Consider the following 14,337-nt stretch of genomic DNA (forward strand, 5'->3'; position numbering starts at 1 on the left):
GCTACTTCTTCGCCGCCGTCTTCCTGGCGGGCACCTTCTTCGCCGGAGCCTTTTTCGCGGGCGCCTTGCGGCCCTTCTTCTTGGCCGGCCCTGCCGCTGCCTTGGCGTCGATCAGCTGCACCGCCTCGTCGAGAGTCAGCGCGGCCTGATCGACCGATTTGGGCAGCGTCGCATTGGTCGTGCCGTCGGTGAGATAGGGGCCGAAGCGCCCTTCCATCAGCTTGATCTCCGCGCCCGACACCGGGTGTGCGCCCATGACCTTCAGCGGCTCGCGCGAGCCGCGCTGCACCCGGCCGCCGCCATTCGCGGCCTCGGCGAGCTTGACCACCGCCGCGTTCATTCCCGTCTCGAACACCTCGGCGGTCGAGGACAGCCGGGCGTACTTGCCGTCATGCGCCAGATAGGGGCCATAGCGGCCGATCGACGCGGTGATCGGATTGCCCGTCTCGGGATGGTCGCCGATCGTGCGCGGGAGGTTGAGCAGCTTCACCGCCCAGTCGAGATCGAACTCGGGAATGTCCTTGGGGATCGAGGCGCGCGCCGCGTCCTTGCCCTCGCCGCGCTGGATGTACGGCCCGAACCGGCCCGAACGGCGCGAGATGTCCTCGCCCGTCACCGGATCCTGCCCGATCACTTCCGGCCCGCTATCCCCGCCATTCTCGCCGCCCGGCTGGCCGAAGCGGCGGGTGAACTTGCACTCGGGATAGTTGGAGCAGGCGACGAACGCGCCGAACTTGCCGCCGCGCAACGCCAGACGCCCCTCGCCGCACGACGGACATAGCCGCGGGTCGCTGCCGTCGCCCTTGTCGGGGAAGAGATAGGGCTCGAGGAACTTGTCGAGCGCTTCGGTAACCTCGCTCGGCTTGCGCTCCATCACCTCGTCGGTACGCGGACGGAAATCCTTCCAGAAGGCGTCGAGCACCGCCTGCCACCCGGCGCGGCCGCCCGACACGTCGTCCAGCTCCTCCTCGAGCCCGGCGGTGAAGTCGTAGTTGACGTATTTCTCGAAGAAGCGCTCGAGGAACGCGGTCAGCAGCCGGCCGCTCTCCTCGGCGAAGAAGCGGTTCTTCTCGACGCGGACATAGGCGCGGTCCTTGAGCACCTGAATGATCGAGGCGTAGGTCGAGGGGCGGCCGATGCCGAGCTCCTCGAGCCTTTTCACCAGCGAGGCTTCGGAGAAGCGCGGCGGGGGCTGGGTGAAATGCTGCTCGGCGTCGACGCCCTTCTTGGCCGGCGTGTCGCCTTGGCGGATCACGGGGAGGCGGCGGCTGTCCTCATCCTCCGAATCGTCCCTGCCCTCTTCGTAGAGCGCGAGATAGCCGGGGAAGATCACCACCTGGCCGGTCGCACGCAGCGCGTCCTGCCCGGTCGGCTCTTCCAGCTCGACGGTGGTGCGCTCCATCCGCGCGCTCGACATCTGGCTGGCCAGCGCACGCTTCCAGATCAGCTCGTAGAGCTTGGCATGGTCGCCGCCGCCGGCGCGATCCCGGCTGAAATCCGTCGGCCGGATCGCCTCATGCGCTTCCTGCGCGTTCTTGGCCTTGGTCTGGTATTGGCGCGGCTTGTCGGGGATGTAGCTCGGCTGATAGCGGTTCACGATCGCCTTGCGCGCGGCGTCGATGGCGCTGCCGTCCATCTGCACGCCGTCGGTCCGCATATAGGTGATCGCGCCATCCTCGTAGAGCGCCTGCGCGATGCGCATCGTGTGGCTCGCCGAAAAGCCGAGTTTCCGCGCCGCCTCCTGCTGCAGGGTCGACGTCGTGAAAGGCGGCGGCGGGTTGCGCATCGCCGGCTTGGTCTCGACCGACGCGACGCTGAAGCGGCCCTGCTCGACTGCCGCCTTGGCGCGCATGGCGGTGCCTTCGTCGCCGATCGACAGGCGATCGAGCTTCTTGCCCTCGAACCGCGTGAGCCGCGCGTCGAACGCGGTGCCGTCATGCTCGAGATGCGCGGTGACCGACCAATATTCCTGCGACTTGAACAGCTCGATCTCGCGCTCGCGCTCGACGATCAGGCGCAGCGCGACCGACTGGACGCGGCCCGCCGACTTGGCGCCCGGCAGCTTGCGCCACAGCACCGGCGAGAGGGTGAAGCCGACGAGATAGTCGAGCGCGCGGCGCGCCCGGTATGCGTCGATCAGGTCGGTATCGAGCTGGCGGGGATGCGCCATCGCCTCGGTCACCGCTGCCTTGGTAATCGCGTTGAAGGTGACTCGCTCGACCTCCGCGGGCAGCGCCTTCTTCTTCGCCAGCAGCTCCTGCACGTGCCAGCTGATCGCCTCGCCCTCGCGATCGGGGTCGGTGGCGAGGATCAGGCGATCGGCCTTCTTGGCCTCGTCGGTGATCGCCTTCAGCTGCTTCGCCTTGTCGGGATAGGTCTCCCAGTCCATCGCGAAGCCGTCGTCCGGCTTCACCGAGCCGTCCTTAGGCGGCAGGTCGCGGACATGGCCGTAGGAAGCGAGGACGCGATAGTCCTTGCCCAGATATTTCTCGATGGTTTTCGCCTTGGCGGGCGATTCGACGATGACGAGCTGCATGGGGTTCCGATAAAGGCTTCGCGTATACGCGCGAGGATGGGAAGCCGCGGCGCCGGGCGTCAAGAGGGCTGCGGCGCGACTTGTTGTTAACCCGATCCGGCTATCGGGCGAGCAATGGGCCCGGCAGCGTCTCTCCCTTGCTCTCGTTCGAACGCCTGATTCGCGATCACAGCGTGATCGCCGCGGCGGCCGCGGCGTTGGTTCGCGCGTTGCAGGCGAATGCGGTTCCGGCCGAGCTGGCCGAGGCTGTGGAACGGCTCGATGCCGTGTTGACTCCCCATGTCGCGATCGAGGACGAGCAGATCTATCCGCTGCTGCTCGCCAGCAAGGACGCCGGGCAGCGAGTCGCCGCACGCGAAGCGATCGAGGCCTATGCGACGTTGGGCGCCAGCTGGCGGGCATTCGTGGCCAAGTGGGACGAAGCGGCAATCGCTGCGGACCACAAACGTTTCGCCGCCGATCTCGACGTGATCCTCGAAATGATCCGGGGACGAGTCCGCTCTGAAAACGAGACGCTCTACCCCATGGCACTCCGCGCCGCGCATATCCGCCTGCGCTGCGCGTGACGCGAAGTTCGACTCAGGCGAACACGTCTTCGATCGCTCCGGCCTTCGGTGCGGTGAGGCGATAGGCCGCTCCCGCAATCGCCCAGCCCGCCAGCGTGATCGCACCGATCACCAGGTTGCTGAGCAGCGCGAATTCGAGCGAGGTCTCGTCGGACAGCAAGCTCTCCTGATCGACCACCCAGACGATGACTCCAAGGCCGATAAAACCGAAAAGCGGAACGAGCAGCAGCGCCTGTCCCAGCATCAGCGGCAACCAGCTTTGCCGCGTGCGCCGCCAGCTTTGCGCGATGCTCGCGAACAGGCCGGTGCGCTCGGCCACGCTCACCCCCACCGCGGCCGAAAGGCGGCCAGCCAGATAGCATCCAGGTAGCACGAGCAGCACATAGCCGATGCTGGCCACGATCCAGACGACGAGATAGGTCGCGACAGCGGTCACTGGCGCGAGCAATGCCGCCAACCGGCCACCGGGCACTGGGGGCCCGAGCGCGCGGCGAAGCACGAGATACTGGAGCAGGCCGGAAAGCAGGGTGATCGCCCCCAGCGTCACGAACTGCGCCCCCAATGACCAGATCTGGCTGTCGATCCAGATTCCCGCCGCGACATAGATGGCGGTTGCCGCGCCAAAGGTCAGCGGGCGATCCCCGACAAGCGCCGCGGCATCGTTGAGCAATGCCGCCAGTTCGATTCGGGGCGTATCAGCCATGTCAGATCAGGCTCACCCGGCCGCCAGCATGCCGCTCCAGCCGCCCGGCAAGCTCGAGCTCGAGTAGCACGAGCTGGACCGCCGCAGCAGGCAGCCCGGCCTGGCGGATCAGCTCGTCGACGGGAACCGGGACCGGCCCCAGCAGCCCTTCGATCCGGCGCCGTTCGGCGTCATTGGGCTCGGCCGCCGGCTCGCCGCCGAAGTCGCGCACGGGCGAACGCACCGCACGCGGATCGATCGGGCGGATCGCCTCGAGGATATCCTCGACACTCTGCACCAAGGTCGCGCCCTCGCGGATCAGCAGGTTGCAGCCCTGCGCGCGCGGATCGAGCGGCGAGCCCGGCACCGCCATCACCTCGCGCCCGGCCTCGGCCGCGATCCGCGCGGTGATCAGCGAGCCCGAGCGCGGCGCCGCCTCGACCACCACCGTGCCCTGCGCGAGCCCAGCGATGATGCGGTTGCGCGAAGGGAAATGGCGCGCGAGCGGCTCGGTGCCCGGCGGCTGTTCAGCGATCAGCAGGCCCTCATTGGCGACCCGCTCCTGCAACTCGCGATTCTCCGGCGGGAAGGCGATGTCGATCCCGCTCGCGATCACCCCGATCGTGCCGCCGCCGATCGAGCCCAGATGCGCCGAGGTGTCGACGCCGCGCGCCAGGCCGGAAACGACCGTCGCGCCTGCCTCCGCCAGCCCCTGGGCGAGCTGGCGCGCGAAGCGGCAGGCGGCCGCCGAGGCGTTGCGCGCGCCGACCATCGCAACGCACGAGCGCCGGGCGAGCGCGAGTTGGCCGCGCACCAGCATCGCGGCCGGCGCATTTTCGAGCTCGGCAAGCAGCTGCGGATAATCGGGATCGCCGAGGAACAGATAGCGCGCGCCGAGCTGCGCCGCAGCCGCCATCTCGCGGCGCACGGCCGCGACCTCGGCGATTACCGGCGTCGCGCCGCCGCCACGCATCGCCAGCGCCGGCAAGGCGTCCAGCGCCGCCTCGGCGGTACCGAAACGGGCGATCAGCTGGCGATAGGTGACAGGGCCGATTCGGGGCGAACGGATCAGGCGGAGCCGGGCGAGATCCGCCTCGGCCTCACCCATCCTTGCGGCCGATTCGCGGCTCCGTTCCGGCCAGCAGCCGCTCGATATTGGCGCGATGCTTCCACAGCACGACCATCGCCAGGCCGAGGAGCAGCAGGACGATATCGAACCGGTCGAAAAAGGCGGCGCTCACCGGCGCGCTGACCGCCGCGGTCATCCCCGCGACCGACGAGATGCGGACCAGGCCGAGCAGGCCGAGCCACACCGCCGCGAACACCAGCCCCGACGGCCAGTGCAGCGCGAGCACGATCCCCATCAGCGTCGCGACGCCCTTGCCGCCCTTGAAGCCCAGCCACACCGGATAGCAATGGCCGAAAAAGGCGCCCGCAGCGGCGAGCACGCCCGTCCCCGGCCACAGGCGTTCGGCGATCCACACCGCCGCCGCGCCCTTGCCGAGATCGAGCAGCAGGGTCGCCGCCGCCAGACCCTTACGGCCCGTGCGCAGCACGTTGGTGGCGCCGATATTGCCCGATCCGATCGCGCGCAGGTCCCCGGCGCCGGTCATGCGCGTCAGCAGCACGCCGAACGGGATCGAGCCGAGCAGATAGCCCAGCAGCAGCGCCAGGGTCGGCGTCACCCAGAGGATTTCGGTGGTCAGCTTCGTTCCCCTTGCTTGCGTCCGAAGCTAGGTACTTCGATAAGCGGGCGCAACAATCTCAATCAGGCGATGCATGCATATGGCCGATACCCGGCCCATCCTCTTCTTCGACTCGGGCGTGGGCGGCCTCTCCGTGCTCGCGCCCACCCGCGCCGTGCTGCCGCAAGCGCCTTTGGTCTATGCCGCCGACAGCGCGGGCTTCCCTTATGGCACGCGCAGCGAGGCCGAGATTGCCGCGCGCGTGCCCGCGCTGCTCGGGCGGCTCGCCGAGCGCTACCGGCCGCGGCTGATCGTCATCGCCTGCAACACCGCCTCGACCATCGCGCTGGCGCATGTCCGCGCGGCGCTCGACATACCGATCGTCGGCACGGTGCCGGCAATCAAGCCCGCAGCCGCGCTGTCACGGACACGCGTCATCGGCGTGCTCGGCACCGACGCGACCGTCCGCCAGCCCTATGTCGACAAGCTCGCCGCCGAATTCGCCGCCGACTGTACGGTGGTCCGCCACGGCAGCGCCGAGCTAGTGCAGCTAGCCGAAGCGAAGCTGCGCGGCGAATCACTCGACCCGGCGCGGTTCTACACGGTGCTCGAAGGCCTGTTCGGCCAGTCCGGCGGCGAGAGGATCGACGTGATCGTCAACGCCTGCACGCATTTCCCGCTGGTCGAAGAGGAGCTTGCTGCGGCGGCGGCGCGGCCGATCGCGTTCATCGATGGCGGTCCCGGCATCGCGCGCCGAATCGCGCATCTGACCGAGGGTCAGGACTGGCCCCGCACGCCGGCGCCGGGCGTCGCAGTGTTTACGCGCCTCGACGAGGCCGCACAGGCGCTCGCCCCGGCACTAGGGCGCTACGGCCTCGAACGAATCGAGGCGCTCTGACCGTTTCGATATCGAAGCCAGCGGCCGGTGGTAATGCCCGGCCGCCGTCATAAGGCTAGATCGCGTTGGACACCGGCGGCGCCAGCGACCGCACCCGCTCGGCATAGCGCTCGGCCATGTCGAGATGCGCGCGGCGCGCCGTCAGGTCCTGGGCGCGTTCGGCATAGGCGCGCTCGTCCTGCTCGCGCTGCCTGAAATAATGATAGTCGTTCCGTTCCATGCGACCGATCTCCCTTCGCTTCAAGCGGGAGCCCTTCTGGTCTCTCAGCCGCGGGAATGCTGCGAGTCGTCCCACGGTGCGTTCACCATAGCAGAAACGGCCTCCGGAGTCCCGATCCAGGATGGGTCCCCATCGCGTTCGTCCGCCCAATCGGACCGGATCGAGATGCTGGCATTGCCCGCGCAAAACCGCTATCGGGACCGCCCATGACTACCCCAGTGCCCACCGACGCCAGCCCGCGTGCCGTGGATTATTCGCGCGTCTTCACTCAGGCGATCGACCGGCTGCATGCCGAGGGCCGCTATCGCGTGTTCATCGACATCCTGCGCAACAAGGGCGCCTTCCCCAATGCGCGCTGCTTCGCCGGCCACAACGGCCCCAAGCCGATCACGGTGTGGTGCTCGAACGACTATCTCGCGATGGGCCAGCATCCCAAGGTGATCGCAGCGATGGAGGAAGCGCTGCACGATGTCGGCGCGGGTTCGGGGGGCACGCGCAACATCGGCGGCAACACGCACTACCATGTCGATCTCGAAGGCGAGCTCGCCGACCTGCACGGCAAGGAAGGGGCGCTGCTGTTCACCAGCGGCTATGTCTCGAACGAGGCGACGCTGTCGACGCTCGCCAAGATCCTGCCCGGCTGCATCATCTATTCGGACGAGCTCAACCACGCCTCGATGATCGCGGGCATCCGCAATTCGGGCTGCGAGAAGCGCGTGTGGCGGCATAACGACCTCGCGCATCTCGAGGAGCTGCTCGCCGCCGACGATCCCACTGCGCCCAAGCTGATCGCGTTCGAGAGCGTCTACTCGATGGATGGCGACATCGCCCCGATCCACGCGATCTGCGATCTCGCCGACAAGTACAACGCGCTCACCTATCTCGACGAAGTCCATGCCGTCGGCATGTACGGCGCGCGCGGCGGCGGCATTTCGGAGCGCGACGAGGCGGCGGGCCGGCTGACGATCATCGAAGGCACGCTGGGCAAGGCGTTCGGCGTGATGGGCGGATATATCGCCGCGGACCAGACGATCATCGACGTGATCCGCAGCTACGCCCCCGGCTTCATCTTCACCACCTCGCTCTCGCCGGTGCTGGTCGCCGGTGCGCTCGCCTCGGTCCGCCACCTCAAGCAATCGAGCGCGGAGCGTGACGGGCAGCAGGCGGCTGCGGCGAGCCTAAAGGCGATGTTCGCCGAGGCGGGGCTTCCGGTGATGAACTCGGTCACGCACATCGTGCCACTGATGGTCGGCGATCCGGTCAAGGCCAAGCGGATCAGCGACATCCTGCTCGCCGAATACGGCGTCTATGTACAGCCGATCAACTATCCGACGGTATCGCGGGGCACCGAGCGGCTGCGCTTCACGCCCGGCCCGGCGCATGACGAGACGATGATGCGCGAACTCACCACCGCGCTGGTCGAGATCTGGGAACGGCTGGAGCTGCGCGCCGCGGCCTGAGGCCAGTTGGAGAATGCGCGATAAGGCTGGTCTGATCGCCTGAATCGATCACTGAAGCCATATCTTCGCGTTTCGGATCGATTCCTCCATTCACTAGGTGGGTGGTTCCACTTAACGAGGAATCGTCCATGCCCCGCGATCTCATGAAGACGCTGACCTATCTCGCGGTCCATCTGATCGTGGGCTTCTCGGTCGCCTATGCCTTCACCGGCTCGCTGACGCTGGCCGGCGGGATCGCCTTGATCGAACCGTGCATCAACGCGGTCGCCTTCTTCTTCCACGAGAAGGCGTGGAAACGGGCAGAGCGGCACGCCGCGATCGACCCGTTCGTGCGCTCGGCGGTGGCGCACGGTTGAGCTAGCTGCCGCGGTCGAGCAGGTCGTCGGTGACTTCCATCAGCAGCAGCGGCTCGGTCGCCGCATCGGCGATAGCGTCGACGAACGCGGCGCGGGTCGCGGGCTCATCATAGACCATCCTCGCGTCGAACGCCGCCTGCCAGGTGGCGCGGTCGGGCCATTCGGCGACGCCGATGAAGCGTCCCTGATCGTCGCGATGGAGCCGCGAGCCGAGCGAGCCGTACTTGGCCTGGATGAGCTCCGTCCCGCGGCGCCAAGCGGCGCGGAACTGGGCTTCCTTGCCGGGATGCACCTTCCACCAATAGGCAGCGACGAACATGGCGGGCCTCCTTGTGGATGAAGCGTTTCGCCCCGGCGAAGGTTGCGCTGCAGCCGCGTCCGGCGCAGAATAGACACCGGTTTCCTTGAGGAGAGTTTCGATGCGCCGCACCGCCCCCGCCCTCATTCTCGTTGCGGCGCTCGCCGCCTGCTCCCCGGCCGCCGAGACCGGCAACAATGCCGCGGCAGCCGATAATGGCGTGCTGCCCGAGGGCCCCGAGACGGCGATCAACGAGGTCACCGCGGCCGAGCTGCCCGCGGGTCTCGCCGAGCTGGTCGAGGCGACGGTGCCGGGAATGACGATCGCCGAGGCCGAGCGGAAGGAGCTCGAGGGGCGCATCTATTACGACGTCGAGGGCAAGCGTCCCGACGGCAGCGAGGTCGAGATCGACGTGCTGCAGGACGCCGACGGCAAGTTGAGCGCGGTGGAAGTGCAGCGCGACATCGACTGGGCCACCGCCCCCGCGCCGGTGCGCGCGGCTGCGGCGGCGAAGAAGGACGCCTTCACCCCCGAGCGGGTGATCGAGAGCCGCCAGGTCGAGGGCGGCGCGACGATCTACGAACTGTTCGCGCCGGGCCGCAAGGACGAGCCGGCGATGGAAGTGCGCTGGCAGGGCGGCAAGGCCGAAGTGCTGGGCGAGCGCTGGGCGCACTAGCCTCGCCGGGACAGGCGCAACCGCAGCCAGCTGCTCGCGGCCCACCAGGCGAGCGCCCAGAGCAGGCCGAAGCTCCAGCCGGCGAGCACGTCGCTCGGCCAGTGGACGCCGAGATAGACGCGACTCACCCCGATCGCTGCGACCAGCAGCAGGGTGGCGACGAGCAGGAACAGCCGCGCCGAGCTGCGGTGGACCACCTGGATGCTGACCAGCGCGATCGTCAGATAGATGATCGCGCTGTTGGCGGCATGGCCGCTGGGGAAGCTTGCCGAGCCGACCTCGACCAGGTGATCGACCAAGGCCGGCCGCTCGCGCCCGACGAGACGCTTGGCGAGTGCGACGGCGATCGAGCCGGTGGTGGTGCCGGCGAACACGAGGGCCGCGGCGAGCAGGTGGCGATTGACCGCCAGGAAGAGAATGGTGACCGCGGCGGCGAGGGTGAGCACGGTCTCGCCGCCCAGCGCGGTCACGTCGACCATCGCCTGTTTGAGCCAGAGCGGACCGGCGGGGACCGCGAGGTTGCCGTCCTGGCGCAACGCCAGCATGATCGCGCTGTCGAAGGCGAAGCGGCTGCCGCCGGCGATGGTGCGGCCGAGGATCGCGAGCACCAGCACCGCGCCGGCGAGCGCGGCGAGCGCGATCAGCACGAAGGGCGGGTGGCGCACGTCCGGCGCGGACTGATCGGGGGTGACCGGCGCTTCGGTGATCGCGGACAGGGAGAAGGGTTCGCTCATCCCCGGGGGTCTGGCAAAGCCGGCGGGCGAGGGCAAGCGAACCAGCGGGCGCTTCAGTGCCGCTTGAAATACTGGATCTCGCGCTCGTGCTGCTCCGCCGCCGCGCGCGTCTCGAAGGTGCCGAGATTGCGGCGCTTGCCGGTTCTCGGGTCCTTGTGCCGCGAGTAGATGCGGTAGCCGGCCTTGAGCTTGCGGATCATGCGGCAGGAACGCGCGAGTCCGGGAAGGGATGCGCGGCGCGCCTAGTGCGGGTGGCTGTGCGTGGGCGTGGGGCGGGGTGTTGGCCGGGTGGAGGGCAGGCTGCCGTCGGCGCCGTCGAAGCTCTTGACGTGGCCCGAGCCGCCGCCCTTCGGGCGCGAGGTCGGCGCGGGGGTCGGCTTGGGCTTGGGCTTCGCAGCCTGGGTAGGCGCCGCGGACGTCGTCGCGATCGGCAGCGCCGCGAGCGCGGCGAGCGCGGCGGTGGTGGCGAGCAGGGCGAAGCGACGCATGAGCGGGCCTTTCAAATGCGGGGAGCGGGCGCTTCTAGCATGGCCTGCGGTGCGCGGCCAATGGCGGGCGGCGCGCTAGTCGATCGCCTCGACACCTGCTTCCTTGAGGCGGGCGAGATGCTCCTTCATGTGGCGGAGCTGCTCGGGCGAATGGCCCTGCCATTGCTCGACCTCGCCGATGACGCGCAGCGGATCGCGCGAGCGGTAGGACTTGGTCGGGTTGCCGGGGAAGCGCTGGTCGGTGAGGTTGGGATCGTCGACGAATTCGCCGGTCGGCTCGACGATATAGACGCGCTCGCGCGCATCTTCCTGCGCCAGCTCCGCACCCCAGATCGCGGCCTCGAGCGTGCCGGAGAAATAGACCCAGGAAGCGGCTTTGCGCTCGCCATAGTTGGACGCGTAGCCGGGGCCGATCAGGTCGCCGGGCGCGAGATCGGCGCGGTTGCCGTGGTAATAGGGCGGAGCGGCGTCCCTGGCATAGGTCATGGCGTGACAGTCCTGCGGTGACGGGAGGAGGACGGAGCGGACGCGGGGATGCCGTAGCCTGCTTCACCGGGCGCGCGGAAGCCTGCCGCCCGGATCGCGGCGACCCGGATCACGGCAAGACGCGCGCGGAAGCTGTCAAAGCTCACACTACATCCCCCCCGATTCGCGATCCTTGGGCGGAATCAGGTCGTCGCGCAACCAGGCGTTGAATTCATTCTGGCGGATCGCATGGATCCGGCCCTCCTCGCGCGCTTCGCGTTCGGCCTCGGCTTCGTCGGGAGAAGGACGGCGGCGGAGCAGCGGTGCGGCCTGGGGCGAGCGGGGACCGCCGAGCGCGTCTGCCCAGGCATCGTCCCCGACCCGGTCGGTCCAGCGCGCGAGCGCGAGCGCGGCGCCGTCCGGGTGGCGCTCGGCGATCATGTCGTCGAGCCAGGCGCCATAGCGCACCGGATCGCGATAGCGCAGGAGGAACATGGTGAGCCGCTCGTCATAATAGCGCCGCTCGCCGACCTGCTCGCCCTGGAAGAAGACCGGACGCGACACGCCATTGAGCGCGCGGGCGAAGGCGGCGTCGGACAGGCGCTGGACGGCGTGGTCCAGAGCAGCCTCCCACGCCATGCGGAAGCTCTGCGCGTCCGGGCGGCGGCGCAGGGTATAGGCGGTGGTGGCGCTCATCCCGACGCGCGCCGCGGCCTCGGTGACGCAACCGGATTCGGCGAGGGCGTCGATGAAACCGGTCTGCTTCTCGGGCGTCCAGCCGTCGTGGCGCGGGCGCGTGGGGACGGGATCGAACGGGGTGTCGAGTCCGTCAGCGGGCTGCGTGGCCGCGGGCATGCGCGGGCCTCTGCGGGGGTTGTGCTTCATCCGAGAGGATGGAGCATTTTGGTTCCAACATGTCTCCAACAATCGGGGGTGTTGGAGAATGTTGGAATTGGGTGTGGCTTGGGGGTGACAGCTTGGTTCGGACTTTAGGGAGCGTCACTTAGCGACGACAGTCCTTGATTTCGGAACATATAAAGAACATACTGAGTTCGAAATCTCCAACGCGATTCACTAACGAGTAGTCGAATCTGAGCTGGACAAGCGTTCATGAATAGATTCTACAAATGTTTTGCGACGGGGCTCACTAAAGGGGGGATGAGGCGCCTATGTCTGACCATGCGAGGATTGCATCGGAATCCCATCGGATTTCTGAGGAAAAATTGCGCCTATTAAAAATGGTGGTAGAAGAGCGCCTGAAAGAACGGCCTCGGCGTCAGTCAGAAAAGGCCGCTCATTCGGGGGGATAGGAATGAGCAATCTTCTGTATGGACCTAGAGACAGTAGCAGGTTCATACAGGAGACAGGGTCGAGTGAAAGCTGGCGTGACGAGTTCCGACGGGACTTCGCCCGGGTTATTCACTGCCCAAGCTTTCGAAGGCTTCAAGGTAAGACGCAGCTCTTCCCTGGGCACGAATCCGACTTTTTTCGGAACAGACTCACCCACTCACTCGAAGTGGGTCAGATCGCTGAGTCGATCGCCCATGCCATAAATGGCAAACAGCCATTCTTCGCCAATAATCCGATAAATCCACGTATTTGCCTAACAGCCGCCCTCCTACACGACATCGGGCATCCACCGTTTGGTCACAACGGAGAAGAAGCACTCGATGAGCAAATGCGAGAGCATGGCGGGTTTGAAGGCAATGCCCAGACGCTTCGGATCGTGAGCCAGTTAGAGAAGAAGAGATTTACCTCGCAAACCTGCCCTCTAGAGAGAAGAGCGGGCCTCAACTTAACCTATCGAACTCTCGGCGCCGTTCTAAAGTACGATCGGCCGATTGGACTTAAGCGCGAGAAAGTAGACAAAGTAGCTAAAGGGTATTATTTCGAGGACAGGCCAGTAGTAGACGATATAAAAGAAGCGGTAGCACCCGGCTTTCAAGGATCGTCATTTAAGACAATCGAATGTTCGATAATGGATATCGCTGACGATATCGCCTATTCTACATATGACCTTGAGGACTCTTTCAAAGCTGGTTTTCTATGCCCTTCAAAGATACTTTCGATGGACTTCTCCATACTTCACAGAGTCGCAGAAAAGGTAAAAAAAGAAGTAAATATTGAGGACTTTTCTGCAACAGACGTGCTACAAGTATTTCTGGAAATATTTGAAAACCATTTTGAGATACCCACAGACCTAAGCCCTCTTCGACCGGACTCCAAGCCGGAGAGAATATTATCTTCATTACAGGTTATGACAGAATTGGACAATATAGCCACCGATAGCTATATTAGGACTCAGTTTACGTCAGACCTGGTAGGTTCATTTATATCAGGAGTATCAATTACAGAAAACCATGAGCTACCACAGTTAAGTAAGGTGGTCGTGGACAAAGAAATACTTATTAAAATTGAAACTCTTAAGAATTTATCGTTTGAAGCCACTATATTTTCCAATCGGGTCAAAGTATCTGAGTATCGTGGCAAGGATATAGTTAGTGGGATATTCAGCGCTCTCGCCGGAGAGAAGGGCCACCTCCTTTTACCTGAGGATGCGCTGAAGCTCTTTGTGGCCGCGAGAGATGACCGTCAAAAGCAGCTACGGGTCGTATGTGATTTTATAGCGGGAATGACCGACAGGTATGCGATTGAGTTCTACAGTCGTCTCTACTCCGATAATGCGCAAAGCATGTTCAAGCCTCTCTAGCTATCTCTCGAGGGAAGCGTCGACTGATGCTAGAACGCATCGCCTCCCTACCAAACCTCCACACCCCCTCGAACGGCGGGCTGTCGCGCATGCTGTGCCAGGCCTTGAAGTGGAGGCGGGTGGGGATGATGCTCGTGCCGCGATAGTTGGGCTCGACTGCCATCTTGTCGATCAGGCCTTTGTCGGTGAAGCGTTCGAGCGTGCCGATCAGCAGCGCGCGGGCCTCGGCGGCTTCGGGGGTGATGTAGCCGGTGTTGACCGTGTCCTTGGGGCCGCCCAACTCGGTGGGGAAGAAGTGGATCTCACCAGCCTGCCTTTCCGGACCAGGTGCTTGGCGGCGGCCTTGGTGATGACGGCGGTGAAATCAGGGGCGTTCGGCGTGAGATCCTTCTCCTCAACCGCCGCAGCGGGTGCGAGGATCAACGCGCCGAACACGAGCAACAGGCCGCCGATCGCCAGCCCCGATCGTCCCCACCGCATAGTCATTCCCCCCGACGCGAATGCCGGCAGGCTATCGGCTTTCGCGTCGGGAATGGACGCAAGCTGGTCCGTTTCGGAGGCGA

General features: G+C 65.8%; 18 protein-coding genes. 6 read left to right on the forward strand and 12 right to left on the reverse strand.

All coding sequences use genetic code 11. The annotated features are described in order from the left end of the window. Nucleotide 1: 1 nt before the first annotated feature. The gene (gene topA / locus OK349_RS10690; RefSeq protein ID WP_265117792.1) at nucleotides 2-2,536 is read right to left on the reverse strand and encodes a type I DNA topoisomerase; all 2,535 of its coding nucleotides are present in this window, start codon (nucleotides 2,534-2,536) and stop codon (nucleotides 2-4) included. Between the two features lie 137 nt (nucleotides 2,537-2,673). Between topA and OK349_RS10695 the strand changes: the two genes are divergently transcribed. Further along, on the forward strand, nucleotides 2,674-3,102 hold the full coding sequence (locus tag OK349_RS10695) for a hemerythrin domain-containing protein (protein WP_265117793.1): 429 nt from the start codon (nucleotides 2,674-2,676) through the stop codon (nucleotides 3,100-3,102). Nucleotides 3,103-3,115: 13 nt separating this feature from the next. Here the strand turns inward: OK349_RS10695 and OK349_RS10700 are convergent, their stop codons facing one another. The 3 genes from OK349_RS10700 to plsY are packed head-to-tail and all read right to left on the reverse strand — an operon-like array spanning nucleotide 3,116 to nucleotide 5,469. Beyond that, on the reverse strand, nucleotides 3,116-3,805 hold the full coding sequence (locus tag OK349_RS10700) for a hypothetical protein (RefSeq protein WP_265117794.1): 690 nt from the start codon (nucleotides 3,803-3,805) through the stop codon (nucleotides 3,116-3,118). Nucleotide 3,806: 1 nt separating this feature from the next. Continuing rightward, the gene (gene dprA, locus OK349_RS10705; protein ID WP_265117795.1) at nucleotides 3,807-4,892 is read right to left on the reverse strand and encodes a DNA-processing protein DprA; all 1,086 of its coding nucleotides are present in this window, start codon (nucleotides 4,890-4,892) and stop codon (nucleotides 3,807-3,809) included. Next, a complete protein-coding gene (plsY, locus tag OK349_RS10710; protein ID WP_265117796.1) occupies nucleotides 4,885-5,469 on the reverse strand; it encodes a glycerol-3-phosphate 1-O-acyltransferase PlsY in 585 nt (194 codons plus the stop codon). The genes dprA and plsY overlap by 8 nt, the downstream gene beginning before the upstream one ends. A 100-nt stretch (nucleotides 5,470-5,569) precedes the next feature. Here plsY and murI point away from each other — a divergent pair, with 100 nt between their 5' ends. Further along, on the forward strand, nucleotides 5,570-6,367 hold the full coding sequence (gene murI, locus OK349_RS10715) for a glutamate racemase (protein WP_265118583.1): 798 nt from the start codon (nucleotides 5,570-5,572) through the stop codon (nucleotides 6,365-6,367). Between the two features lie 55 nt (nucleotides 6,368-6,422). On the opposite strand, the gene OK349_RS10720 is transcribed toward murI, so the two are convergent. Continuing rightward, the gene (locus OK349_RS10720; protein ID WP_265117797.1) at nucleotides 6,423-6,587 is read right to left on the reverse strand and encodes a hypothetical protein; all 165 of its coding nucleotides are present in this window, start codon (nucleotides 6,585-6,587) and stop codon (nucleotides 6,423-6,425) included. A gap of 206 nt (nucleotides 6,588-6,793) precedes the next feature. Between OK349_RS10720 and hemA the strand changes: the two genes are divergently transcribed. After that, on the forward strand, nucleotides 6,794-8,047 hold the full coding sequence (hemA, locus tag OK349_RS10725) for a 5-aminolevulinate synthase (protein ID WP_265117798.1): 1,254 nt from the start codon (nucleotides 6,794-6,796) through the stop codon (nucleotides 8,045-8,047). A 128-nt stretch (nucleotides 8,048-8,175) separates the two neighbouring features. Then, on the forward strand, nucleotides 8,176-8,403 hold the full coding sequence (locus OK349_RS10730) for a DUF2061 domain-containing protein (protein ID WP_265117799.1): 228 nt from the start codon (nucleotides 8,176-8,178) through the stop codon (nucleotides 8,401-8,403). Between the two features lies 1 nt (nucleotide 8,404). Here OK349_RS10730 and OK349_RS10735 read toward each other — a convergent pair whose 3' ends face one another. Further along, complete coding sequence (locus OK349_RS10735; RefSeq protein WP_265117800.1) at nucleotides 8,405-8,722, reverse strand: antibiotic biosynthesis monooxygenase family protein; 318 nt, start codon at nucleotides 8,720-8,722, stop codon at nucleotides 8,405-8,407. A gap of 100 nt (nucleotides 8,723-8,822) precedes the next feature. Here OK349_RS10735 and OK349_RS10740 point away from each other — a divergent pair, with 100 nt between their 5' ends. Further along, complete coding sequence (locus OK349_RS10740; RefSeq protein WP_265117801.1) at nucleotides 8,823-9,377, forward strand: hypothetical protein; 555 nt, start codon at nucleotides 8,823-8,825, stop codon at nucleotides 9,375-9,377. Here the strand turns inward: OK349_RS10740 and OK349_RS10745 are convergent. From OK349_RS10745 to OK349_RS10765, 5 genes are all read right to left on the reverse strand, one after another. After that, nucleotides 9,374-10,111, reverse strand: coding sequence for a phosphatase PAP2 family protein (locus tag OK349_RS10745; protein ID WP_265117802.1), 738 nt, complete (start codon nucleotides 10,109-10,111; stop codon nucleotides 9,374-9,376). The genes OK349_RS10740 and OK349_RS10745 overlap by 4 nt on opposite strands. 53 nt (nucleotides 10,112-10,164) lie before the next feature. Continuing rightward, nucleotides 10,165-10,311, reverse strand: coding sequence for a hypothetical protein (locus OK349_RS10750; RefSeq protein WP_265117803.1), 147 nt, complete (start codon nucleotides 10,309-10,311; stop codon nucleotides 10,165-10,167). A gap of 42 nt (nucleotides 10,312-10,353) precedes the next feature. Then, a complete protein-coding gene (locus OK349_RS10755) occupies nucleotides 10,354-10,599 on the reverse strand; it encodes a hypothetical protein (protein ID WP_265117804.1) in 246 nt (81 codons plus the stop codon). A gap of 75 nt (nucleotides 10,600-10,674) precedes the next feature. After that, nucleotides 10,675-11,085: an NAD(+)--rifampin ADP-ribosyltransferase gene (arr, locus tag OK349_RS10760; RefSeq protein WP_265117805.1), complete on the reverse strand. Its 411-nt coding sequence runs from the start codon at nucleotides 11,083-11,085 to the stop codon at nucleotides 10,675-10,677. Between the two features lie 147 nt (nucleotides 11,086-11,232). Then, complete coding sequence (locus OK349_RS10765) at nucleotides 11,233-11,919, reverse strand: hypothetical protein (RefSeq protein WP_265117806.1); 687 nt, start codon at nucleotides 11,917-11,919, stop codon at nucleotides 11,233-11,235. Nucleotides 11,920-12,376: 457 nt separating this feature from the next. Here OK349_RS10765 and dgt point away from each other — a divergent pair, with 457 nt between their 5' ends. Beyond that, the gene (gene dgt, locus OK349_RS10770; protein ID WP_265117807.1) at nucleotides 12,377-13,774 is read left to right on the forward strand and encodes a dGTP triphosphohydrolase; all 1,398 of its coding nucleotides are present in this window, start codon (nucleotides 12,377-12,379) and stop codon (nucleotides 13,772-13,774) included. On the opposite strand, the gene OK349_RS10775 is transcribed toward dgt, so the two are convergent. Beyond that, nucleotides 13,761-14,054, reverse strand: coding sequence for a hypothetical protein (locus tag OK349_RS10775; protein WP_265117808.1), 294 nt, complete (start codon nucleotides 14,052-14,054; stop codon nucleotides 13,761-13,763). The genes dgt and OK349_RS10775 overlap by 14 nt on opposite strands. Nucleotides 14,055-14,337 lie beyond the last annotated feature (283 nt).

Source organism: Sphingomonas sp. BT-65, assembly GCF_026107375.2.
In the GTDB taxonomy this organism is placed as follows: Bacteria; Pseudomonadota; Alphaproteobacteria; order Sphingomonadales; family Sphingomonadaceae; genus Sphingomonas.